The sequence below is a fragment of the Microbulbifer zhoushanensis genome (assembly GCF_021729055.1).
Lineage (GTDB): Bacteria > Pseudomonadota > Gammaproteobacteria > Pseudomonadales > Cellvibrionaceae > Microbulbifer > Microbulbifer zhoushanensis.
Genome location: NZ_JAJSAO010000007.1, coordinates 224,150 through 246,729, shown reverse-complemented (window position 1 = coordinate 246,729; position 22,580 = coordinate 224,150). Strand labels below are relative to the sequence as shown.

The 22,580-nt window shown below is 59.0% G+C and carries 16 protein-coding genes; 9 read left to right on the top strand and 7 right to left on the bottom strand.

Annotated elements, in window-relative coordinates; all coding sequences use genetic code 11:
* Positions 1-232: 232 nt before the first annotated feature.
* Genes rpe through LVD10_RS15740 form a run of 3 tightly spaced genes read right to left on the bottom strand, consistent with a single transcriptional unit; the run spans position 233 to position 2,710 of the window.
* Positions 233-898 (bottom strand): ribulose-phosphate 3-epimerase, encoded by a 666-nt coding sequence (gene rpe / locus LVD10_RS15750; protein WP_232940826.1) that lies wholly within the window; start codon positions 896-898, stop codon positions 233-235.
* A gap of 15 nt (positions 899-913) precedes the next feature.
* The gene (locus LVD10_RS15745) at positions 914-1,621 is read right to left on the bottom strand and encodes a nucleotidyltransferase family protein (RefSeq protein WP_232940825.1); all 708 of its coding nucleotides are present in this window, start codon (positions 1,619-1,621) and stop codon (positions 914-916) included.
* Positions 1,622-1,651: 30 nt separating this feature from the next.
* Complete coding sequence (locus LVD10_RS15740) at positions 1,652-2,710, bottom strand: aminoglycoside phosphotransferase family protein (RefSeq protein ID WP_232940824.1); 1,059 nt, start codon at positions 2,708-2,710, stop codon at positions 1,652-1,654.
* A gap of 207 nt (positions 2,711-2,917) precedes the next feature.
* Between LVD10_RS15740 and LVD10_RS15735 the strand changes: the two genes are divergently transcribed.
* From LVD10_RS15735 to LVD10_RS15715, 5 genes are read left to right on the top strand one after another with little or no spacing between them, the layout of a single operon-like run.
* A complete protein-coding gene (locus tag LVD10_RS15735) occupies positions 2,918-5,494 on the top strand; it encodes an LPS-assembly protein LptD (RefSeq protein ID WP_232940823.1) in 2,577 nt (858 codons plus the stop codon).
* A gap of 8 nt (positions 5,495-5,502) precedes the next feature.
* Positions 5,503-6,855 (top strand): peptidylprolyl isomerase, encoded by a 1,353-nt coding sequence (locus LVD10_RS15730; RefSeq protein ID WP_232940822.1) that lies wholly within the window; start codon positions 5,503-5,505, stop codon positions 6,853-6,855.
* A complete protein-coding gene (gene pdxA / locus LVD10_RS15725; protein WP_232940821.1) occupies positions 6,852-7,898 on the top strand; it encodes a 4-hydroxythreonine-4-phosphate dehydrogenase PdxA in 1,047 nt (348 codons plus the stop codon). Before LVD10_RS15730 ends, pdxA begins: the two co-directional genes overlap by 4 nt.
* Before the next feature lie 16 nt (positions 7,899-7,914).
* Complete coding sequence (gene rsmA / locus LVD10_RS15720; RefSeq protein ID WP_232940820.1) at positions 7,915-8,712, top strand: 16S rRNA (adenine(1518)-N(6)/adenine(1519)-N(6))-dimethyltransferase RsmA; 798 nt, start codon at positions 7,915-7,917, stop codon at positions 8,710-8,712.
* 31 nt (positions 8,713-8,743) lie between these two features.
* Positions 8,744-9,556, top strand: a complete 813-nt coding sequence (locus LVD10_RS15715) for a symmetrical bis(5'-nucleosyl)-tetraphosphatase (protein ID WP_232940819.1) — start codon at positions 8,744-8,746, stop codon at positions 9,554-9,556.
* Positions 9,557-9,599: 43 nt separating this feature from the next.
* On the opposite strand, the gene LVD10_RS15710 is transcribed toward LVD10_RS15715, so the two are convergent.
* The 3 genes from LVD10_RS15710 to LVD10_RS15700 all read right to left on the bottom strand — a co-directional run bounded on the left by LVD10_RS15710 (position 9,600) and on the right by LVD10_RS15700 (position 14,925).
* Positions 9,600-10,403, bottom strand: coding sequence for a CPBP family intramembrane glutamic endopeptidase (locus LVD10_RS15710; RefSeq protein WP_232940818.1), 804 nt, complete (start codon positions 10,401-10,403; stop codon positions 9,600-9,602).
* Between the two features lie 1,133 nt (positions 10,404-11,536).
* Positions 11,537-13,669: a peptidase domain-containing ABC transporter gene (locus LVD10_RS15705; protein ID WP_232940817.1), complete on the bottom strand. Its 2,133-nt coding sequence runs from the start codon at positions 13,667-13,669 to the stop codon at positions 11,537-11,539.
* Entirely contained in the window at positions 13,669-14,925 is a 1,257-nt protein-coding gene (locus LVD10_RS15700) for an HlyD family secretion protein (RefSeq protein WP_237064245.1), read from the bottom strand. The genes LVD10_RS15705 and LVD10_RS15700 overlap by 1 nt, the downstream gene beginning before the upstream one ends.
* Before the next feature lie 311 nt (positions 14,926-15,236).
* On the opposite strand from LVD10_RS15700, the gene LVD10_RS15695 reads away from it, so the two are divergent.
* The gene (locus tag LVD10_RS15695; RefSeq protein ID WP_237064244.1) at positions 15,237-16,328 is read left to right on the top strand and encodes a CapA family protein; all 1,092 of its coding nucleotides are present in this window, start codon (positions 15,237-15,239) and stop codon (positions 16,326-16,328) included.
* Between the two features lie 48 nt (positions 16,329-16,376).
* Here the strand turns inward: LVD10_RS15695 and galE are convergent, their stop codons facing one another.
* Positions 16,377-17,402 carry a UDP-glucose 4-epimerase GalE gene (gene galE / locus LVD10_RS15690; protein WP_237064243.1) on the bottom strand — a complete coding sequence of 342 codons (1,026 nt, stop codon included), beginning with the start codon at positions 17,400-17,402 and terminating at the stop codon, positions 16,377-16,379.
* A gap of 370 nt (positions 17,403-17,772) precedes the next feature.
* Here galE and LVD10_RS15685 point away from each other — a divergent pair, with 370 nt between their 5' ends.
* Genes LVD10_RS15685 through LVD10_RS15675 form a run of 3 tightly spaced genes read left to right on the top strand, consistent with a single transcriptional unit; the run spans position 17,773 to position 22,575 of the window.
* Positions 17,773-19,698: a PrkA family serine protein kinase gene (locus tag LVD10_RS15685; RefSeq protein WP_237064242.1), complete on the top strand. Its 1,926-nt coding sequence runs from the start codon at positions 17,773-17,775 to the stop codon at positions 19,696-19,698.
* 16 nt (positions 19,699-19,714) lie between these two features.
* The gene (locus tag LVD10_RS15680) at positions 19,715-20,995 is read left to right on the top strand and encodes a YeaH/YhbH family protein (protein ID WP_232940813.1); all 1,281 of its coding nucleotides are present in this window, start codon (positions 19,715-19,717) and stop codon (positions 20,993-20,995) included.
* On the top strand, positions 20,995-22,575 hold the full coding sequence (locus tag LVD10_RS15675) for a SpoVR family protein (RefSeq protein WP_232940812.1): 1,581 nt from the start codon (positions 20,995-20,997) through the stop codon (positions 22,573-22,575). Before LVD10_RS15680 ends, LVD10_RS15675 begins: the two co-directional genes overlap by 1 nt.
* Positions 22,576-22,580: the final 5 nt, after the last annotated feature.

Below are 22,580 nucleotides of genomic sequence, written 5' to 3'. Positions count from 1 at the left end.
TGAAACCAATCGTGTTGATCTGGGTTATCACCCGAGCGGATTGGACAAACTCCGCCCGCGGTATGCCAGGCGCAGGCCTCTCTAAGGGTCGCGCCGGTCAGCGGGTCAGTGGCGCCATCGCCAGCTGTGGAAGTGGGAAGCAGGTGCGTTCACGGGGTGGCCTCGTCAGTCGAGCTGGCAAGTTTACAAACCTGCCGCCGAGGGGGCAAGGCCCGCCCCGGCGGGCACCGGGTCAGGGGGCGAGTTCACGGCGCATTGCGCCAATCACCTGGGCGTAGTCGTCCGCATTGAATATCGCCGAACCGGCCACAAAGGTATCGGCACCGGCGGCCGCGATCTCGGCGATATTGTCCCGGGTGACACCGCCGTCGATCTCGAGCCGGATATCGCGGCCGGAATCATCGATCAGCTGGCGCGCCTCGCGCAGCTTGTCGAGGGTGGCAGGGATAAACTTCTGGCCGCCGAAGCCGGGGTTAACCGACATCAGCAGGATCATATCGAGCTTGTCCATCACGTATTTCACCGATTCCAGCCCGGTAGCCGGGTTCAGCACCAGGCCGGCCTTGCAACCGAGGCCCTGGATCAGCTGCAGCGAGCGGTCCACGTGGCGCGATGCCTCCGGGTGGAAGGTGATGTAGGTGGCCCCGGCATCGGCGAACATGCGGATCATGTCATCCACCGGCTCCACCATCAGGTGCACGTCGATCGGCGCCTCGACGCCATGTTTGCGCAGCGCCTGGCAGACCATGGGCCCGATGGTCAGGTTGGGCACGTAGTGATTGTCCATCACGTCGAAATGCACCCAGTCAGCGCCGGCTGCCAGAACGGCATCCACCTCTTCCCCGAGCCGGGCAAAGTTGGCGGAAAGGATCGACGGGGCAATCTTGAAGTCGGGCATGGTGAGTCCTGTTGCTTATTGTTCAGTTTTGCCGCACAGGCGTGCATCCAGGCGCTGCAGGCGTTCCGGGGTGCCCACATCGCACCAGTCGCCTTCGTAGAGCTCCGCCTGCAGGCGGTCCTCATTATGCACAAAGACTTCCCCGAGACCGAAGCAGGTGCGCCGGCGCGGATAGTCAGTGAGCATTTCGGGCCGCAGCCAGCTGATGCCGGCAAAAGTGTAGCGGGGGGTGGCAGTGCCGGACAGCAGGCCGTTGTCGATGCCGAAGTCGCCCTCGGGGTTGTGCGGCGGATTGGGCACCATCAGCAGGCGGCCCGGACAGCCGGCCGGCAGGGGACGCCCCAGCCAGCCGGAAAGGTCAAAATCACACCAGACATCGCCGTTGACCACCAGGAAGGGATCCTCTCCCAGCAGGGGCAACGCCTTGAGGATGCCGCCGGCAGTTTCCACCGGCTCCCCCTCGACGGAGTAGCGGACCTCCAGCCCCCAGCGCTCACCGCTGCCTACCCGCTCGCGGATCTTTTCGCCCAGGTACCCGAGGTTGATCACCACCCGGCGCACCCCAACCGCAGCCAGGCGATCCAGGGCGTGCTCGATCAACGGCTTGCCCGCCACCGACAGCAGCGGCTTGGGTGTATTATCGGTCAGGGGCCGCATGCGCTTGCCGAACCCGGCCGCCAGTACCATGGCAGCGGGGACCTGATTATCGTTTGCTTGGCTCATTACAGTCTTCGTGCGCTTCGCAGCTTGGGTTTAACGGGCGCGCTCTCCTGCCGTGCGGTAGTCGCGGTACCAACTCTGACGCTCGGCGAGCGGCAAAAGTTCGGTGCCAAACCACTCGGCAAAGGGCTTTAGCTCGGGATAACGACCGGCGACTTCCAGGGTGTAACGCATTACCAGCGGCAAGTCCGGCAGGTAGCCCTGCTTGCCGTCGCGCAGGAACAGCCGCGGGAAGATACCCAGCACCTTGATGTGGCGCTGAAGGCCCATCCAGTCGAACCAGCGCAGGAAGGTATCGCGATCCACCTCCGGCAGGATACCGGCCGACTGCGCCGTCGCCGCGTAACACAGGGCCCACTTCTCCACCTGTTCACGGGGCCAGCGGATATAGCAATCCCGCAACAACGAGGCCAGGTCGTAGGTAACCGGACCCCAGACCGCATCCTGGAAGTCCACCACTCCCGGGCGTTCGCCCTCCCGCACCATCAGGTTGCGGCTGTGGTAGTCGCGATGCACCAGCACCTGGGGCTGCTCCTCCGCAGAGTCCAGCAACAGGCTGAAGGTCCGGTCCAGCAGTCGCTGCTCATCTGCCCCCAGGGTATAGCCCAACAGCTTTTCCGCCAGCCACTCCGGCAGGATGCGCATTTCCATCTGCAGCAACTCGCGGCTGTATGGTGGCAACAGCTCCTCCGATCGGGGAATCTGTTGCAGGCACAGCAGCTCGGTCAGCATCTCACCATAAAGACCCTCGACCGTGTCCTCGCTGAGCAGGGACAATAGCTGTCGGTCGCCCAGGTCCTCCAGCAGCATAAAGCCGCGGCTGACATCCGCCGCGATGACCAGGGGAGTATGGATGCCAAAACGACGGAGATAGTCGGCCAGCGCCACAAATCGCGCCGGGTTAGTGCGCTCGGGCGGGGAATCCACCGCAATCAGGCGTGATTCACCAGCCGTGCGGAAGTAGCGCCGGAAGCCGGCATCGCCCGACAGCGGCAGTAACTGTACCGGCTGCGCCGCCGACAGTGCCCGCGTGGCCCACTGGCCAAGCTCAGTGCGCCGCATGTCTATCTCATCTGTCGAACGCTCACTCATGCGCCGCTGCTACTCCACCAGTTCCGGGCCGCATTGTAACGGCGCCACTGCCGCCGTCCAGCGAACCCGGCAAAAATTGCCGCCACGCCCGGCTGCCCGCGTGCTATTAGTGTTAACCGTCTCTACATTCAAGTAGAATCACCCGCTGTTTTTTGCACACCGCTCCCTAGGGAAGAGACTCTAAAGATAGTCGGAACTTATCACCTGATGCTGGAAGCCTCCCGCTGGCGCCGCCTGACACTGGCGATCGCCCAGATTTCACGCCCACGAACCCTGGCGATCGGCCTGATGGCCGCACAGCCCGTGTGGGTGCAAGCTGAGGAGCTCCCTCCCGGCGCAACCGGGGGCGACAACCCCTACCTTTTCCTCGACTGGATGCCCGCCTCGCAACTGGCCCCGGAACTGCAGGCCGGCCTGCCGCCGGTCTGTTCCGGCGCGTTTGTGGCACCGCCGCGCGATTATCTCAATGCCGACCGCTTGCCGGAGGAGGCCCCGCTGCGGGCGACCGCGGACAGCTCGGAATGGCTGGATGACGGCACCGCGCAGCTGCGCGGCAACGTGCATATCACCCAGGGTTACCGCCAGCTGTTTGCAGACCAGGTGGATGTCGACCGCCAAAACCAGACCGCTTACCTGCGCGGTGCCATCGAAATGCGCGAACCCAACCTGCTGGTGCGGGGCCGTGCGGCAGAGGTAAATACCGGCAGCAAGGCGGCGGAGATTGAGGACGCCACCTACGTAATCCACGACCAGTTCATTCATGGCAGCGCCGCCTACGCTTCCCGCGAGGCCAGCGGCGAACTGAACCTGTCTGCCGGCAACTACACCCGCTGTGAACCGGGCCACGTGGTCTGGCGCATGAACGGCGGCGAGATCAATATCGACAATGTCGAGCGACAGGGCGTGGCGCGCAATGTCCGCCTCGAGATCCTCGATGTGCCGGTATTCTACTTTCCCTACCTGCGCTTCCCCGTGGGGGATGCACGCCTGTCGGGGCTGCTGTTTCCCAGCATCAGCAACAGCGATGAAAATGGCTGGGATATTGCCATCCCCTACTACTGGAACATCGCCCCGCAGATGGATGCCACCATCGTGCCGCGCTATATCCAGTACCGCGGTACCGGCGCGGAGTTGGAGGTGCGCCACCTCCACCCCTGGTTCAATACCGAGGTTCGCCTTGCCGGGCTGCCTGACGACGAGGGCGGCGACGATGAGGACGCCCGCGAGCTGATCCGCCAGGGCTTCCCCGAGGAACTGGTGTTACCCGCCAAGGGCGAGGACCGCTGGCTCGTGAACGTGGAACAACAGGGCAGCAGCGGGTCCGCCTGGCGCACCAACGTGGACTACACAAAAGTCAGTGACGCGGACTACTTCCGCGACCTGGACACCTCCAACCTGAGTGTGTCGGCCGAAACCGCGCTCAGCCAGCGGGCCCAGTTCGGCCTGCTGGGCGAGCACTGGACCGCCAACCTGCGCCTGCAGGAATACCAGCAGCTGGTGAAGGACCGCTTTGATACCTACAGTCAGCTGCCGCGCCTGGACATTGACGGCAACTACCGCTGGGGGGACTGGCTGCTCAATCTCGAGCACGAGATGACCAGCTTCGATCACGACGAAACCCAGACCATCCGCTTTATCAATGACACCGGCGACATAAACAGTGTCACCACGCGCACCCGCGATTTCGTTACCGCCGACCGCGCGCGGCTGGATTACGAGCTGGACTGGGACCGCCAGTGGCTGTGGGGCTACTTCACCCCCGGCGTGGCAATGCGCTACCTGAGTTACGACCTGAACGACCAGTTCCTTAAGCCGGAGAGCTCCGATACGCCCGAGGCCTCCGCCGCGCAGTTCACCCTGGATACAGGCCTCTTCTTCGAGCGCAATGGCCAGTTCCGCGGCTTCGACTATGTACAGACACTGGAACCGCGCCTGTTCGGCCTGGTCAGCTCCAATGCCGAGCAGGAAGACTTCCTCAATATCACCACCAATCCGGCAGATGGCGGTAACGACCTGCTATTCGATACCTCACTGTTCACTTTCAGCTATGACCAGCTATTCCGTGACAGTCGCTTCAATGGCAATGACCGAATCGATGACGCGGACCGGATCGCCCTGGGCCTGACCACAAGGTTCATCGACCCGACCAGCGGCCGGGACCTGCTGGCGGCCAGTGCCGGCCAGGTCTTTTATTCGGAAGACATCCAGGTCGGGCTCAGGGACCCGATCATCGAATCGCCCCGCTCGGAGTTCGCCGCCCGCTTGGAAAGCCGCCCCCTGCAATCACTACGCCTCAGTAGTGACCTGGTTTACGATGATGAGGATATGGAGCTGGACCGGGGTGACTTCACCGTCCGCTACCTGGACGAAGACCTGCGCCTGTTTAACTTCAGCTATCGCTACCTGCGCAGGGAAGAGAGATTCGACGCCAGCGACAACCTGATCCAGGGTCCCATCGAGCAACTGGACGCCTCCATGGTACTGCCGGTGGCCAACGGCACCTCGATTCTGGCCCGGGCCAACTATGACGTCACTTTCGACCGGGAACTGGAGTACATGGCGGGCGTCGAATATGACAGCTGCTGTTACCAGGTGCGCCTGGCCTGGCGGCGCACGTTGGACAACGACCTGGCGGATGTGGTAACTCCTGAAGAGCTGACCTACGACGAAGGGGTATATATCGAGTTCCAGCTGAAAGGGCTCGCCGGCCTGGGCACCACCGTCACCAACATGCTCAGCCAGGGGATACCCAACTTTCAACAGAGAGAAGTACTGAAACAGTGAAGAATATAATGACAAAGTCCGTCGCAAAGAGAGGCCTGCTGGCACTCGCCGCCGCCTGCGCCCTGTTCACCGGCGCGGCCCTGGGCCAGGTACAGGCCCTGGACCGGGTGGTCGCCGTAGTCGACGACGACGTCGTGATGGCAAGTGAACTGCAACAGCGCCTCAATACCATCCAGAACCAGATCCGCACCCAGCAGGTACAGGCTCCGCCGATGGACGTACTGCGCCGCCAGGTGCTGGAACAGCTGATCATCGAACGGCTCCAGCTGCAGATGGCCCAGCGCGCCGGGGTCAGCGTCTCCGATGCTGAGCTGGAGCAGGCCATAGCCCGCGTACAGCAGAACGCCGGCAGCAGCCCCGAGGAGTTCCGCCAGCGCCTTGAGGCGGACGGCATCACCATGCGCGAGTTCCGCGAGCAGATCCGCCGGGAAATCCTGATCCGCCGCGTAGAACAGGGCAGCGTCAACAACCGGATCCAGATCACCGACCAGGATATCGACAACTTCCTCCGGTCCAAGGAAGGCGAATTCTGGAAATCTCCCCAGTTTGAGCTGGGCCATATCCTGATCCCGGTAAGTGCCAGCGCGCCTGCCGACGAAGTGCAGGAAGCCCGCGAGAAGGCCGAGCGACTGGCGCAACAGATTTCCGCTGGTGCCAATTTCCGCGAACTCGCCATCGCCAACTCTGCAGGCCAGAACGCCCTGTCCGGCGGTGACCTGGGGTGGCGCAAGACCGTGGAGCTGCCCGGCCTGTTTGCCAACGCGCTGGACGGCCTGGGCGTGGGCGATGTCAGTGAGCCGTTCCGCAGTGACGCCGGCTTCCACCTGCTGAAGATCCATGCCCAGCGCGGTTCCAATGAGCAGGTAGTGGAGCAGACCAAGGTGCGCCACATCCTGGTCAAGACCAGTGCTATCCGCGATGACGATGCTGCCTACAACCTGCTGATTGACCTGCGCAAGCAACTCCTGGACGACGAAGCCAAGTTCGATGAGCTGGCCCGCGAGCACTCCGAGGATATCGGCACCATGCTCGCCGGCGGCGACCTGGGCTGGTCCATGCCGGGACAGTTCGTGCCCGAGTTCACCCAGGCCATGAACAACACCCCGGTGGGCGAGATCAGCATGCCGTTCAAGTCCCAGTTCGGCTGGCACATCCTGCGGGTTGACGGCCGCCGCAACCAGGATATGACCGACCAGTACATTCGCAACCAGGCTGCCAATCTGCTGCGCAACCGGCGCTACGAGGAAGAGCTGCAGAACTGGCGCCGCGAAATCCGTGACCAGGCCTTTGTGGATATCAAGCTGCCGGGCGCCGGTGACGATGCCGGGGAATCCGGGGAAGAGGAACAGGAACAGCAATGATTCCGCGCATCGCGCTAACCCCCGGGGAACCCGGGGGTATCGGCCCCGAGCTGGCGGTCAAGCTGGCCAGCCTGGGCCCCGAGCGCGCGGTGGACTACGCCTCCGGCAATGGCAATGATCACGGCCACCGGCACCACGGGCCGACACAGATCGTGGCAGTGGCCGATCCCGCGTTACTCGAGGACACCGCCGCACAGCTGCGGCTCCCCCTGCGACTGATTCCCTTTGACCCCGACCAGCCACCAGCGGACACCCCCGCCGGCACACTCTACGTCCAGCCAGTGGCCCTCGCCGAACCGGCGCAGCCCGGGGCGCTCAATCCCGCCAATGCACGCTACGTGCTGGATACCCTGCGCAGCGCTGCACGCGGTTGCCTGGACCGCACCTTCGATGCCGTTGTCACCGGGCCGGTGCACAAGGGCGTGATCAACGACGCGGGCATCGCTTTTAGCGGCCATACCGAACTCTTCGCCGAAATCGCCGGCGTGGAGCGCGTGGTCATGATGCTGGCCGCCGCCGACCTCCGGGTAGCCCTGGTCACCACGCACCTGCCGCTCAAGGATGTCAGCGCTGCGATTACCTCCGAGCGCCTGGAACAGGTAATCACCATCCTGCACCGCAGCCTGCGCGACCAGTTCCGGATTCCCGAACCGCGTATCGGTGTATGCGGGCTCAATCCCCATGCGGGGGAGGGAGGGCACCTGGGGCGGGAGGAAATCGAGGTCATCGAGCCCTCCCTGGAAATGCTGCGGTCCCTGGGCCTGAAACTGCTGGGGCCATTGCCCGCCGACACCCTGTTCACACCGCCGCAATTGTCACGCTGCGACGCGGTCCTGGCCATGTATCACGACCAGGGCCTGCCAGTGTTAAAATTCAAGGGATTCGGGCACGCAGTGAATATCACTCTCGGGCTGCCGTTTATCCGCACCTCCGTGGACCATGGCACCGCGCTCAACATTGCCGGCCGCAACGAGGCCGACAGTGGCAGCCTGCGCGCCGCCCTGGCGCAGGCGGTGCAAATGGCCCGACTGCGCGCATTCTGACTGACAGACTCTTTCTATGGATAATTTTTTCGAGCACAAAGCGCGCAAGCGCTTCGGCCAGAACTTCCTGGTGGATGAAAACATCATCGAGCGCATTGTGCGCGCCATCGGGCCGAAGGAGACAGACCGGCTGGTGGAAATCGGCCCCGGTCAGGGCGCTATCACCGCGCTGCTGCTACAACGCTGCCCCGGCCTTACTGCCATTGAGCTTGACCGCGACCTGATCCCGATGCTGGAGTTCAAGTTTCGCGACTACCCCGACTTCAGCATCATTGAGCAGGACGCCCTGAAATTCGACTTCAGCACCCTGGCCCGGGACAAGCCACTCAGGATCGTCGGCAACCTGCCGTACAACATCTCCACCCCCCTGCTCTTTCACCTGCTCTCTTTCCGCGGCATGGTCCAGGATATGCACTTTATGCTGCAGAAAGAGGTAGTGGACCGCCTGAGTGCCACGCCCGGGAATAAGGCGTACGGGCGGCTGAGCGTAATGGTGCAGTACCATTGCCGCGTACAGGGCCTGTTCCCGGTGCCGCCGCAATCCTTCCGGCCGGCGCCCAAGGTGGAATCCGCTATTGTCCGGCTCACCCCCCGCGACAAACCAGAGCTGGCGGCGAGCGACGAAGGCCTGCTGGAACGCATCGTCAACGTGGCCTTTCAGCAGCGCCGCAAGACCCTGCGCAATGCCCTCAAGCCGCTCTACCCCGACCTGGACACCGCTGCCCTGCCGTTGGATGCCAGCCGCCGTCCGGAGACCTTCAGTGTGAAAGAGTTTGTCGAACTGGCAAACTACTGTGCCACACTCGAATCCTGAATCGGCATAGCAGAGACACAGGGACAGCGTTTTGGCGACCTACGCAATTGGCGATATCCAGGGGTGCTTCGACCCGTTTATGCGCCTGCTGGATAAAATCCACTTCCGCCCCGACCGGGACAAGCTCTGGCTGGCCGGCGACATGGTGCACCGCGGCCACGACAGCCTGAGCACCCTCCGCTTCCTCTACGAACACCGTTCCCAGGTGACCGCGGTACTGGGTAACCACGACCTGCACCTGCTGGCGCTGGCCCATGGCGCCAAGCGCCTGACAGACAGGGAGCACGACCTGGCCAGGGTCCTGCGTGCGAAGGACGCCGACAAGCTACTGACGTGGCTGCAGAGCCTGCCACTGGTAGTCCACAAGAAGGGCTTCACCATGGTCCACGCCGGCATACCGCCCATCTGGAGTATCACCAAAGCAATCGAGCTATCCGGGGAAGTACACCACGCCCTTGCTGACGACGCCCTCGCCAAGGCATTCTTCTACGGCATGTATGGCAATGAGCCGCACTGCTGGAACGAGCACCTGCTGGGCATCGAGCGCCTGCGCTCTATCACCAACTATTTCACCCGCATGCGCTTCTGCAAGGCCGACGGCACTCTGGACCTGGTCACCAAGCGCGGTCCGGAAGCGGAGCATAACGATTACCACCCCTGGTTCAGCTTTCCAGAGCGCAAAACCAGGAAGGACAAGATCATCTTTGGCCACTGGGCGGCGCTGGAAGGAAGGGCTGATACCGAGAACGTTTATGCGCTGGATACTGGCTGTGTCTGGGGCGGGTATCTGACTGCAATGCGGCTTAGTGATGAGAAGTTTTTTTGTGCGGATTGCGGCTCATAGAGCGAGCCAGTATCCCACAGTGAATACTGGCTTGCGGGACGCCTTACAAGATTCCCAGATATATAACCACAACCGCACTGACAAGGTTATTCAGCAAGTGCAGCAGCATCGGCAGTAATACCGAACCGCTCTTCTCCCGTGCCAGCCCCAACAATAGCGCCAGTACAAAAACGAAACTCAACTGCACCCAGTGGTATTGCCCCCAGTGCATCAGGGTAAACAAGCCAGAGGTCAGCAACAGAGTGCCACTGAAACCGAGCCGGGTCTGTCGCCAGGCCCCAAACAGGTATCCCCGAAACAGCAACTCCTCCAGTAACGGCGCGGCGAATACCACCACCAGCGCCAGCGGCAAATGGCGACTGCCCGCCAGCATCTGCATAAATTCCCCCTGCTCGACACCGAGAGACTTCACCGTCACCACCTGTGCGATCATGAATACCACGAGTAGTGACAGCCAGCGCCATAGGGAGTCCAACCGGAAACCGGAAATGGCCAGCGTCGCCCGCCGTGTCTGGGTCTCGAATCTGGATGCAAACAATAGCGCAGGCAATATCAGGCAGAACTGGGTCAGGTACATCCCTGCCAACGCAGCGGGCGTCTGGATATGCATCTCCACGGCCTGCTGGATCGACGCTGGATCAACAACCTCCCCCTGCGCTCCCAGCTGCGCACCCAGGTAACCACCATAGCCGGCGATATAGAGAAAAACGCCCACAAAGTGAAGGATTGCGAATACGACAAGCCAGCTAGTGGCGTACCAAGGATTTGGCAACAGTCCGCATTTTGGGAGATGCCCCTGGCCGCATTCCTCTGTATTAGTAGACATACTTTCTTCAGAAAAATTCATTGCTGATTTCCCTTATCATTTTTATCCAGGCTCACGATTCGACGTAAATTTCATCATTTTAAACTGCTAAGAGTCTCACTGAAAAATAAATTGCAGCCATATCGGCTACAATTCAATTAAATCTTTATACTATAGATAAAAGCTTGCTCGCTTTCTTCATTCCATTATTTATAAAACCCATCCTCTATCCTCTCAAGTAACGATAGTAAATCGAAACCCCTATAAAGACAGCATTTATAATATAGACAGGCACCCAGCTAAAATTCAGCGATGAAAAATAAACCACCAGAAAGTAAGAAACTAATACAGAGACCCAAAAAAAGATAATATTCATGACCAAATCAAACCAAAATACTCAACCACAAAACAATCAATCAAGACACAAGCCAATTATTCGAAGAACTCTTTACCTAGAGATTAGCCAAACTAAAACATCGGCTCCCATATGAACTCACCGGATAATGCACCACATAAAAGCCTGGAAAAAACGCCTAACCATAAACACATAATAACAGTGTTAGTAATTCCCAAATAGAGTAAGCTCATATCCTCCAGCAGTTTTAACCATGCAACGGTCCCAAAGGATCAATTACTATTCTTAACACCTATTGAATACTAGTGCATGGGCCCTCTAAGCGAGGGCCCTACAAGAACTACCGAAACGCTGCAGCTAGTGCACCGGATATACCTCCAATGCCTGCCCCCATCAACCCAACAACAGCCGCCCCCGCAGGGCCACCGATGGCAAAGCCGATGCCAGCACCGGTAGAAGCACCTGCTAACGCTCCTCCCGACATTCCTCCAATAACCGCCGTCATCTCTGAGCCGCCTACCACAGCCTCAAGTTGATCTCGATTTAACTCTTGCATATCTCCCTCCTTAGTTCTCATTAGTCGCAAATGACCACGCTGCAGAAATACCGCCTACAACGGCCGCCCCCGCCAAGACGCTCAGGCCCAAGGGCGTAGCAGCCACCGTAGCTACTACAACACCTGCTCCAGCGCCCCCTAAAGCTCCCATCAAACCACCAGAGATGGCAGCCTCAGTATCCGTTGCTCCACCCACTACAAGCTCAAGGCTAGCGGCATCCAGTTCTTTCATAACTCTATTTCCTTATCTCAATGAAGATTTGGCTAACTGCCAATCAGTTCTATCTGCCTCCCTGCAGATTCGACCGTCTCCGGCCTATGAGCCACCAATACCCGGGTAATAGCGAGCTGCTTGATATGGTCGTTGACCAAAGATTCATTCGCCACATCCAGGTGACTGGTCGCTTCATCCATGAAAAGTATGCGAGGCGCACGATAGAGCGCACGCGCCAACACAATTCTTTGCTTCTGCCCGCCACTGAGGCTCGTTCCCATATCGCCCACCAGCGTGTTGTACTGCATCGGCATTTCGAGAATTTCCTCGTGTATACAAGCCATTTGAGCACAGTACGCAATGCGCTGCAGATTCGGCTGTGGCTCAAAGCAGGCAATGTTATCGGCTATGTTTCCGGCGAGCAGCTGGTCGTCCTGCATAACACCGGCGATCTGGCAGCGAAAATTAGGCACCTGCTTCAGTGGCTGACCGTCAATCAGTATTTCGCCTTCGTTCGGTTCTAGCAGTCCCATCAGACATTTAAGGAGCGTTGTCTTGCCACAGCCGCTGGGACCAACAATGGCAACAGTTTCCCCTGCTTCGATGGAAAAGTTCAGATTCTGGAAGGCGGGTGCTTCCGCCTCACCGTAGCGAAAGCCCAGATTGCGTACTTCGATAGTGCCGCCAAGGGTCTGCTTAGATTCACCGCCCCCTATCGCCAGGGTATTTACCGAGTCGATTTCTTCGATGTGCGTAAAAATAATATCGGACAGACGGTCCAGGTGCAGACCGAGCATCTTGATTTCGATCCATTTAACGATCAGCGCATCCATAGACTCTACAAATCGGGTCTTATAGCTGATAAAGGCGTAAAGCATCCCTACCGTGAAAAGATTTCCCATCACCGCAGTGGCGGCAAAATAGATGACCAGCAGATTTTCCAGACCAAAAAGGAGTCGATTGATGGTGTCATAGCCGATATTCCAGCGCGTGATGCGGATATCCTTGTTGATGGTATCCGCCAGGCGATTTTGCCACTGCGCCTGGCGGTCATTCTCGCGCTGGAATATCTTCACAGTCTGGATGGCGCGCACGGACTCCATAAAATGCGAATCGTGTTTCGCCTGGGCCACGATCTTTTCTTCGGTAAGCAGCCTCAACGGCCGGAAAAGTAGTAGGCGCAGCACTGCATACAGCATCACTATCAGCAGGACTAACAGTGTTAGCTCTACGTCGTAGAAGAACATGACAGTTAGCGTGATAAGGGCCATAACCCCGTCCACCAACGCCGCGACCAGCCCTGTGGTCAACAGTTCCCGAACCTGGCTAAGGGAGCCGAAGCGCGACACCACATCCCCCATATGCCGAGTTGAGAAATAGCTCATTGGCAGCCGGATCAGGTGACGGAAGAGATTGGCGGCCATCTGCATGTTGAGCCGGCTGGAAATATACAGTATCACCCATTGGCGCAGGGCGCTGGTGCCGGTCTGTATCAACAGCAACAAACCGAAGCCTATGGCCAGTACCAGCAACAGGTTTTCGTCACCGCGCAGAATGACATCATCCACCACCGTCTGCACATAGAAAGGGGCGACTACGGCGAAAATCTGCAACAACAGGGACAGCAGCAATACCTGTACCAGGCTGCGCTTGAGCCCCGTGACACGCGACCAGAAATGACGAAGCTTCAGGTGCTTGCGATCTTCACCCGCCTGGAATTCTTGTGTGGGCGTGAGCTCCAGGGCAACACCGGTAAAGTGCTGACCGAACTCTTCACGGGTCAGCACCCGTTCGCCCATCGCAGGGTCGTGAATAGTCACCTTGCTGCGCTGCACCGACTTCAATACCACGAAATGGTTCATATCCCAGTGCAGCACACAGGGAAGTTGAAGCTCTCCCAGCTGCTCCAGCTCCAGGCGCAGCGCGCGGCCTGCCAGATTCAGGCGGCCGGCCATGTCCATCAGGGTTTTGAGGTTGGTACCGTGATTCGAAATACTGAAACGCCTACGTAGCGCTGTCAGGTCCGTATCGTAGCCATGGAAGCCGGCAATCATCGCCAGGCATACCAGACCGCACTCCGCGGCCTCTGTCTGCTGTATTGCCGGCAGGCGTCGACCGGTAGCAAAATGCAGTAGTTGCTCCGGGCGCGGCTGGCGTGCTCCTTGCTGGGCAGTCGCGTCCATTACAGCCGTCCCTTCAGGCTATAGATGGGTTCCAGCAGCCACTGCAGAAGACTGCGTTCGGCGAGCTGCACATCGGCGGATAGAGTCATACCCGGCTTGAGCGGGAAATTCTCGCCATAAGCGCGGACCGATGGCTGAGACAGCTGCGCGGAAACCTTGAACACAGGCTCACGTACCGATACAGGCGTGTTGAGCAGCTCATCTGGGAGCATGACCGTATCGGAGACTTCCAGCACGCTGCCGCTATAGAGCCCGAATTTCTGGAAAGGAAAGGCGTCGTAACGAATATTCAAGGATTGACCCGCATCGAGAAAACCAGCGGAGCGGACTGGCACCAGCAACTGCGCTGTCAAAGCTTGTCCGTCGGGCACCAGGGACAGGACTGGGACTCCTGTTTGCGCCTGTTGCCCCTCTTCAGCCTGTAAATTACTGACTACGCCCGCCCGGGAAGCCTTGACGATGTAGGCGCGTTGTCCATGCAATTGGGCAACCCGCTGCGCCAGATCCGAAAGCCTCGCGCGCAACTGGTCGGCGACATCGGCATGCTCTTCTGGCAGCAACACCATTTTGCTTTTTAATTGTTGGATCTGGCTTTGCAGCTTGACTCGGTTGCGCTCCAGGCTCTGGCGCTCGGCGCGCATTTCCAGTTCCTGCGCCAACACACTTTCCAGCTCTGCAGAGGAAACATGGCCTTTATCGTTGAGAATCCGGTAACGCTCCGCCTGCTCCGAAATTAGTGTGTAGCGACGAGTGTGCGTCACAATTTGCTTTTCCAGCAACGACAGATCCTGTCTCGTCGCAGCAGTCTGTTGCTGTATGTCTTGTAGTTGTTGCCGGTAGATCTTCTCGCTGCGCGCCAACTGCTCATTAAGCAGTTGGCGCTGACTTTTATACTCTGCCAACAGTAGAGATTCCAGGTGCTTGCCATTGTCTAGGATGCGATCGCCATTGACCACGATTAACGGCTGGCCTTCGACAACACTTTCCCCTTCCTCTACCAATACCTGCTTTATGATGCCCGGGCTATCCGTATAGACACGCACCACGCCCGACGCTGGCTCAAGCCAACCCTGCACCGTTTCCTGCCGCGCGTAATTACTGCTGCAAAGCCATGCGACAACTGCAATCACCCAAATCAATAACAGAGCCAGAATAGCCAAATGGGAAAGGCGAGGCAGTAACAGGATCTCCCCGTGCAGGCGATCCGCATGCCTCTGCAATACTGCTTTTCGGAATAATCCTGACACCGCCGACATTCCCCGCTGGAATTAGTAAATAGGGGCAGCGTTTTACATGCCATATTGATGGATTTCAAAATTGTCTCATTACAATCAATTACAAGAATTGAATACAAATTCAGCTATAAAAATAAATGAAATTATTTCATACAACTATTAAAAAATGTGCGATAAATTTCGCCATCCCCTCGAGCCAGCTTGTCAAAGCGATAATTACCGGGATAGTTTAATTTTATTAGTCAACTTCATTTGAGAATAGAATTTGCAAATTAGGAGATAAAATTCTGTTATTACTTTTTTCTTTTTGCGTATAAGGAGTGTTCCGAGCTATGCGACTGATGATAGCCGGCGATGTGATGACCGGGCGGGGGATTGACCAGCTACTCCCACACCCGGGCAATCCAAGGATCTACGAGTCCTGGCTGAAATCGGCATACGACTATATCGTGCTCGCCGAACGACTCACCGGCCCAATCCGCGCCCCTGTTTCACCGGACTACATCTGGGGCGACGCGCTTGCAGTCCTGCAGGCGCACCACTTGGACTTGCGGGTCATCAATCTTGAGACAGCCGTCACTACAAGCGATGATTGTTGGCCTGGCAAGGGAATTCACTACCGGATGCACCCGGGCAATCTGGGCTGCCTGACTACCGCGTCTATTGATTTCTGCAGCCTGGCCAACAACCACGTACTGGATTGGGGATATGCAGGGCTGGCGGAAACCCTGTTATCCCTGTGCAATGCTGGAATCAAGACTGTCGGTGCCGGTTTGGCGGGCACGGAAGCCTGCAGTGTGATGACGGCTTCAGTCAGGCAGCAACGATTACTGATATTCGCCTGTGGCCATGGCAGCAGCGGTATCCCGCCTGATTGGAGCGCGGCGCCTGACCGAGCCGGGGTGTGTCGTATTGAGACCCTGTCTCCACCGTCAGCCGACGACATCGTAAGCAGGGTAGAGGCCATTCGCCGGCCAGGCGATATCGCCATGGTGTCAGTACACTGGGGCGGCAACTGGGGATACGCCGTACCCCCCGAGCAACAGCAGTTTGCCCGCCGGCTGATAGAAGGTGGCATTGACCTGGTGTGCGGTCATTCCTCCCACCACCCGAAGGCGATCGAAGTTTACCGTGGCAGGCCGATTCTGTATGGCTGCGGTGACCTGATAAATGACTACGAGGGTATCGGCGGCCAGGAGGAGTTCCGGCCGGACCTGCGGGTACTGTACTGCGTGGAGCTGAAGGAAGATGGGGAACTGAAGTCGCTGGAGCTGATTCCGTTCCAGTCGCGACGCTTGCGACTGGAATGGGCGCCGGAGATGGACCGGCGGTGGATCCGAAAGGAACTGGACCGCGAATGCGGCCTCTTTGGGGGCCATCTTACCTCAGGGGCGGCCGATACCAGTTTCCTGCTGGAGTGGTAGCGGCAACAGCCCCGACCGGTCCACGAGGGCGCCCCCTTTCAGGCAAGGTCAGCCCTGGTAACCCTGCGGATTCTGCGACTGCCAGCGCCAGGTGTCTTCCACCATGCGCGGCAGGTCATATTCCGCTTTCCATCCCAGCTCTCGCTCCGCCGTTGTCGGGTCGGCGTAGCATTCGGCGATATCGCCGGGGCGGCGCGGCACCACCTTGAAAGGAATGGCACGACCGGAGGCCTCTTCAAAAGCTTTTACAATTTCCAGCACGGAACTGCCTCGACCGGTCCCCAGGTTGTAGGTGTAACAGCCGCTGTCGGTGTCCCCACGGCCCAACTTCTCCAGGGCTGCCACATGGCCGCGAGCCAGGTCCACCACGTGGATATAGTCGCGTACGCCAGTGCCATCCACGGTTGGGTAATCGTCGCCGAACACCTGCAGCTCGGGCAGGCGCCCCACGGCCACCTGGGCAACATATGGCAGCAGGTTGTTGGGAATACCCTGGGGATCTTCACCGATAGTGCCACTCTCGTGGGCGCCGATGGGATTGAAATAGCGCAACAGACTGACCTTCCAGCCCGCATCAGGAGCCGCGCACAGGTCACGCATGATGTCTTCCACCATCAACTTGCTGGCACCGTAGGGATTGGTGGCGCCGGTGGGGAAATCCTCGCGGATCGGTACGCTGGCCGGATCCCCGTAGACCGTTGCGGAGGAACTGAAGATCAGCTGCCTGACGCCAAACTCCTCCATGACCCGGCATAAGGCCAGGGTCCCCGCCACATTATTCTCGTAATAACGCAGGGGCTGTGCCACCGACTCGCCAACGGCTTTCAGGCCGGCAAAATGAATCACCGCATCTATCTGGTATTGGGAAAATATTTCCCGCAGCACCTGCTCATCGGCGATGTCCCCACGATGGAAACTGACCGGCTGGCCGGTAATGGCCTCGACCCGGTGCAGGGCGGCCTCGCTGCTGTTGCACAGGTTGTCCAGCACCACCGGCTGCCAGCCAGCGCTGATCAGTTCCACGCAGGTATGGGTGCCAATGTAGCCGGCCCCGCCGGTCACAAGTATTGCCATGGGTCTGGCCCTTCATTTTTTAGTTCTCGGGAATGGGGCGTAAGTAGAGCGCAAAACTGCCGCCCTTTTCAACCTGTATTGAGGTCTCTCCGGCGTCTCCCTTTAAGGGAGAGCTATGCTGGAAAAGCGAGAGTAAAAAGTAATTTTCCTCGCCCGGCGCGTCCCGGCAGCGCCGCCCGGTCATCGAGGGACCGGAAATAAAGATAGATTTTGGTTTAAGCGCAGCAGCGCGATTCAGCACCAGTGTCGCCCCCAGGGCGCCACCATCTCGCCGACAGTCCATGGCCTGGTCACCCCCGGCGCAGTATCCCGCGAGCCTGAGCCCCGACTGGAACACGAAGGTCGCCCGACACGCTACAGGGAGTTGTCAATGAATACGATTTTCAATCACTACCAGGAAAGGTACGAGTCCATCCAGGAAGAGGAGCTCAGCATCCAGGACTACCTGGAGCTGTGCAAGGCGGACCCCAGCGCCTACGCCTCTCCGGCGGAACGCATGCTGATGGCGATCGGCGAGGCAGAATTGATTGACACCTCCCGCGATCCACGCCTGTCGCGCATCTTTTCCAACAAAGTGATCAAGCGTTACGCTGCCTTCAGCGAGTTCTACGGCATGGAGGAAGCGATCGAGCAGATCGTTTCCTTCTTCCGCCACGCAGCCCAGGGCCTTGAGGAGAAAAAGCAGATCCTCTACCTGCTGGGTCCGGTGGGTGGCGGCAAGTCCTCCCTGGCGGAGCGGCTCAAGGCGCTGATGGAGAAGATCCCCATTTACGCCATCAAGGGCTCACCAGTGTTTGAATCGCCCCTCAGCCTGTTCTCTCCAGAAGAGGACGGGCAGATTCTCGAGGAGGATTACGGCATTCCCCGCCGCTACGTGAATACCATCATGTCTCCCTGGGCCATGAAGCGACTGCATGAGTACCAGGGCGATATCAGCAAGTTCCGGGTGGTGAAAGTCCGCCCGTCCATTCTCGACCAGGTGGCAATTTCCAAGACCGAGCCCGGCGACGAGAACAACCAGGACATTTCCTCGCTGGTGGGCAAGGTGGATATCCGCAAGCTTGAGGACTTTCCCCAGAATGACCCCGATGCTTACAGCTTCTCGGGCAGCCTGTGCCGCGCCAACCAGGGCCTGATGGAGTTTGTGGAGATGTTCAAGGCGCCGATCAAGGTGCTCCACCCACTGCTGACTGCAACCCAGGAAGGCAACTACAACAGCACCGAGGGCCTGGGCTCCATCCCATTCAATGGCATTATTCTCGCCCACTCCAACGAGTCCGAGTGGCAGTCCTTCCGCAACAACCGCAACAACGAGGCGTTCCTCGATCGCATCTATATCGTCAAGGTTCCCTACTGCGTGCGGGTGCTGGAAGAAATCAAGATCTACCAGAAGTTGCTGGAAAACAGCTCCCTGAACAGGGCCCCCTGTGCGCCCGACACCCTGCGCATGCTGGCGCAATTCTCCGTGTTATCCCGGATCAAGGCGCCGGAGAATTCGAGTATCTATTCCAAGATGCGAATCTATGATGGTGAGAACCTCAAGGACACCGACCCCAAGGCCAAAACCATCCAGGAATACCGTGACAATGCCGGTGTAGATGAGGGCATGAACGGCCTCTCTACCCGCTTCGCGTTCAAGATCCTTTCCAAGGTATTCAACTTTGACGCCACCGAAGTGGCCGCCAACCCGGTACACCTCCTCTACGTGCTGGAGCAGCAGATCGAGCAGGAGCAGTTCCCGCCGGAATACCAGGAGAAGTACCTGGGCTTTATCAAGGAATACCTGGCACCGCGCTATGTGGAGTTTATCGGCAAGGAAATCCAGACCGCCTACCTGGAGTCCTACGCCGAATATGGCCAGAACCTGTTTGATCGCTACGTCACCTACGCCGATTTCTGGATCCAGGACCAGGAGTACCGCGACCCGGAGACCGGCGAGATTCTCGACCGCGGCGCCCTGAACGAGGAACTGGAGAAGACCGAGAAGCCCGCCGGCATCTCCAACCCGAAAGACTTCCGCAACGAGATCGTCAACTTCGTGCTGCGCGCCCGCGCCAACAACCAGGGCAAAAACCCGGACTGGCGCTCCTATGAAAAGCTGCGCGCAGTGATCGAGAAGAAAATGTTCTCCAATACCGAGGACCTGCTCCCGGTTATCTCCTTCAACACCAAGGCTTCAGCGGACGACAAGAAGAAGCACGCCGACTTTGTCGATCGCATGGTGGAACGGGGTTATACCGAGAAACAGGTTCGACTGTTATCGGAGTGGTACCTGCGGGTACGCAAATCGCAGTAACCGGCTGTAGGGGTTTATGAGCTACATCATCGACCGTCGGCTCAACGGTAAAAACAAGAGCACGGTGAACCGGCAGCGTTTCCTGCAGCGCTATAAAGCGCATATCAAGAAGGCTGTCGGCGAGGCGATGAACAGTCGCTCGATCACCGATATGGAGAAGGGCGAGCGTATCAGTATTCCCACCCGGGATATCAGCGAGCCCATCTTCTCCCACGGCGCCGGCGGTCATGTAGACAGGGTACTGCCGGGCAACAAGCAGTTTTCCACCGGCGACCGGATTCCCCGTCAGGGGCAGCAGTCCGGCTCCGGCGGCGGTGGCGGCAGTGCCAGCGACAGCGGCGAGGGCATGGACGAGTTTGTGTTCCAGATCTCGCAGGAGGAATTTCTCGACTTTATGTTCGAGGGCCTGCAGCTGCCGAACATGGTCAAGCGCCGACTCGCCGGCAATGAATCCTTTCAGGTGGTGCGTGCCGGTATCAGCAACGAGGGTACGCCCGGCCGCCTGAACGTAGTGCGGTCCCTCCGCGCGGCTCACGCCCGCCGGATTGCACTCACCAGCAGCAAGCGCCGCAATATCCGCCTGCTGGAGGAGGAGCTCGAGCAGGAAGAGAACAAGGATCCCGCACTGCGGGACCAGCGCCGCGTGGACCTGCTGCAGGGCCAGATCGCCGACCTGCGTGGACGCGTGAAACGGGTTCCCTTCCTCGACGATTTCGACCTGAAATACAACCTGCTGGTGAAGCAGCCCCGGCCCCGCTCCCGTGCCGTGATGTTCTGCCTGATGGATGTGTCCGGCTCCATGAACCAGGCCACCAAGGACATGGCCAAGCGTTTCTTCCTTCTTTTGTACCTGTTCCTGCAACGCAGCTACGAATACACCGAGGTGGTATTTATCCGCCACCACACCAGCGCCAAGGAAGTGGACGAGGAGGAATTCTTCTATTCACGGGAAACCGGCGGCACCATCGTCTCCAGCGCCCTCAAGCTGATGCGCACGGTGATGCGCGAGCGGTATCCGGCCAGCGAGTGGAACATCTACGGTGCCCAGGCCTCCGATGGCGATAACTGGAACGACGACTCCAGCACCTGCCACAAGATCCTGATCGACGACATCATGCCCCACGTGCAGTACTACTCCTATGTGGAGATTACGCCCCGGGACCACCAGGCACTCTGGGAGGAGTACGAAAGTGTCCGGACGCTGTTTCCCGAGCACTTCGCCATGGAGCAGATCGTCGATGTACAGGATATCTACCCGGTCTTCCGCCAGTTGTTCAGCCAGAAGGTGAGCGCGTAATGTTCGATCAAGCCAGCTCTTCGCCGGATGCGCATGCCGAGGGCCCCATATCCACTACATCCGAGTGGACCTTCGAGCTGATCCGGGAATACGACCGCGCCATAGCCGAGCTTGCCGAGGAGTTTGGCCTCGACACTTACCCCAACCAGATCGAGGTAATCAGCTCCGAGCAGATGATGGACGCCTACTCCTCGGTGGGTATGCCGGTGGGCTACAACCACTGGTCGTTCGGCAAGCAATTCATCAGTGTGGAGAATAACTACCAGCGCGGACTGATGGGCCTGGCATACGAGATTGTGATCAACTCCAATCCCTGTATTGCCTACCTGATGGAAGAGAACACCATGACCATGCAGGCGCTGGTGATTGCGCATGCCTGCTACGGCCACAACTCATTTTTCAAGGGAAACTACCTGTTCCGCTCCTGGACCGATGCCAGCAGCATCATCGACTACCTGATCTTTGCCAAGAACTATATCCGCGAGTGTGAGCAGCGCCACGGCCAGGCCGAGGTGGAAGCCGTGCTGGATTCCTGCCACGCACTGATGAACTACGGCGTCGACCGCTACAAGCGGCCCTACCCGATTTCCGCGGTCGAGGAGGAGCGACGCCAGAAAGAGCGCGAGGAATACCGCCAGCGCCAGCTGAACGACCTGTGGCGGACCATCCCCAAAATGGGAGAGGACGATGAGGGCAACAGCCCACACCGCTTCCCCGAAGAGCCGCAGGAGAACATCCTCTACTTTATCGAGAAGAACGCCCCCCTGCTGGAAAACTGGCAGCGGGAGCTGGTGCGGATCGTGCGCAAGCTGGCGCAGTATTTCTACCCGCAGCGCCAGACGCAGGTAATGAACGAGGGCTGGGCGAGCTTCTGGCACTACACGCTGCTAACCGAGCTGTACAAGCGCGGGCGTGTGACCGAGGGATTCATGATCGAATTCCTGCAGAGCCACACCAATGTCATCTACCAGCCGGCGTTCGACAGCCCGTATTACAACGGCATTAACCCCTACACCCTGGGCTTCAGTATTTTCAGCGACCTGCGTCGTATCTGCGAGGCGCCGACGCAAGAGGATCGGGAGTGGTTCCCGGACATCGCCGGCAGCAACTGGAAGGAGACCCTGCAATTTGCCATGCGCGATTTCAAGGATGAGAGTTTCATCCTGCAGTTCCTGTCGCCCAAGGTAATGCGGGATATGAAACTGTTTTGTATCAGTGATGACGACCGCGAAAATGAAATTGTGGTCAACGCCATTCACGACGAGGACGGCTACCGCCAGTTGCGAGCTAACCTGGCGGGACAGTACAACCTGGGCAACCGCGAGCCCAATATACAGGTGTTCTCGGTGGCCAACCGCGGCGACCGCTCACTAACGCTCCACCATACCCAGCATCGCCGCCGCCCCCTGGGCAAGGACACCAAGGAAGTGCTGCGGCATATCCACCGGCTCTGGGGGTTCGATGTGCACCTGAACAGCCTGCACGGTGATGAGATCACCGCAAGCTTTCATTGCCCGGACCAGGGGCGCGACCGGACAGAACGGGAAGAGGAGTCCATGCTGGTTCCCAAGCCCATCTGAGCCGG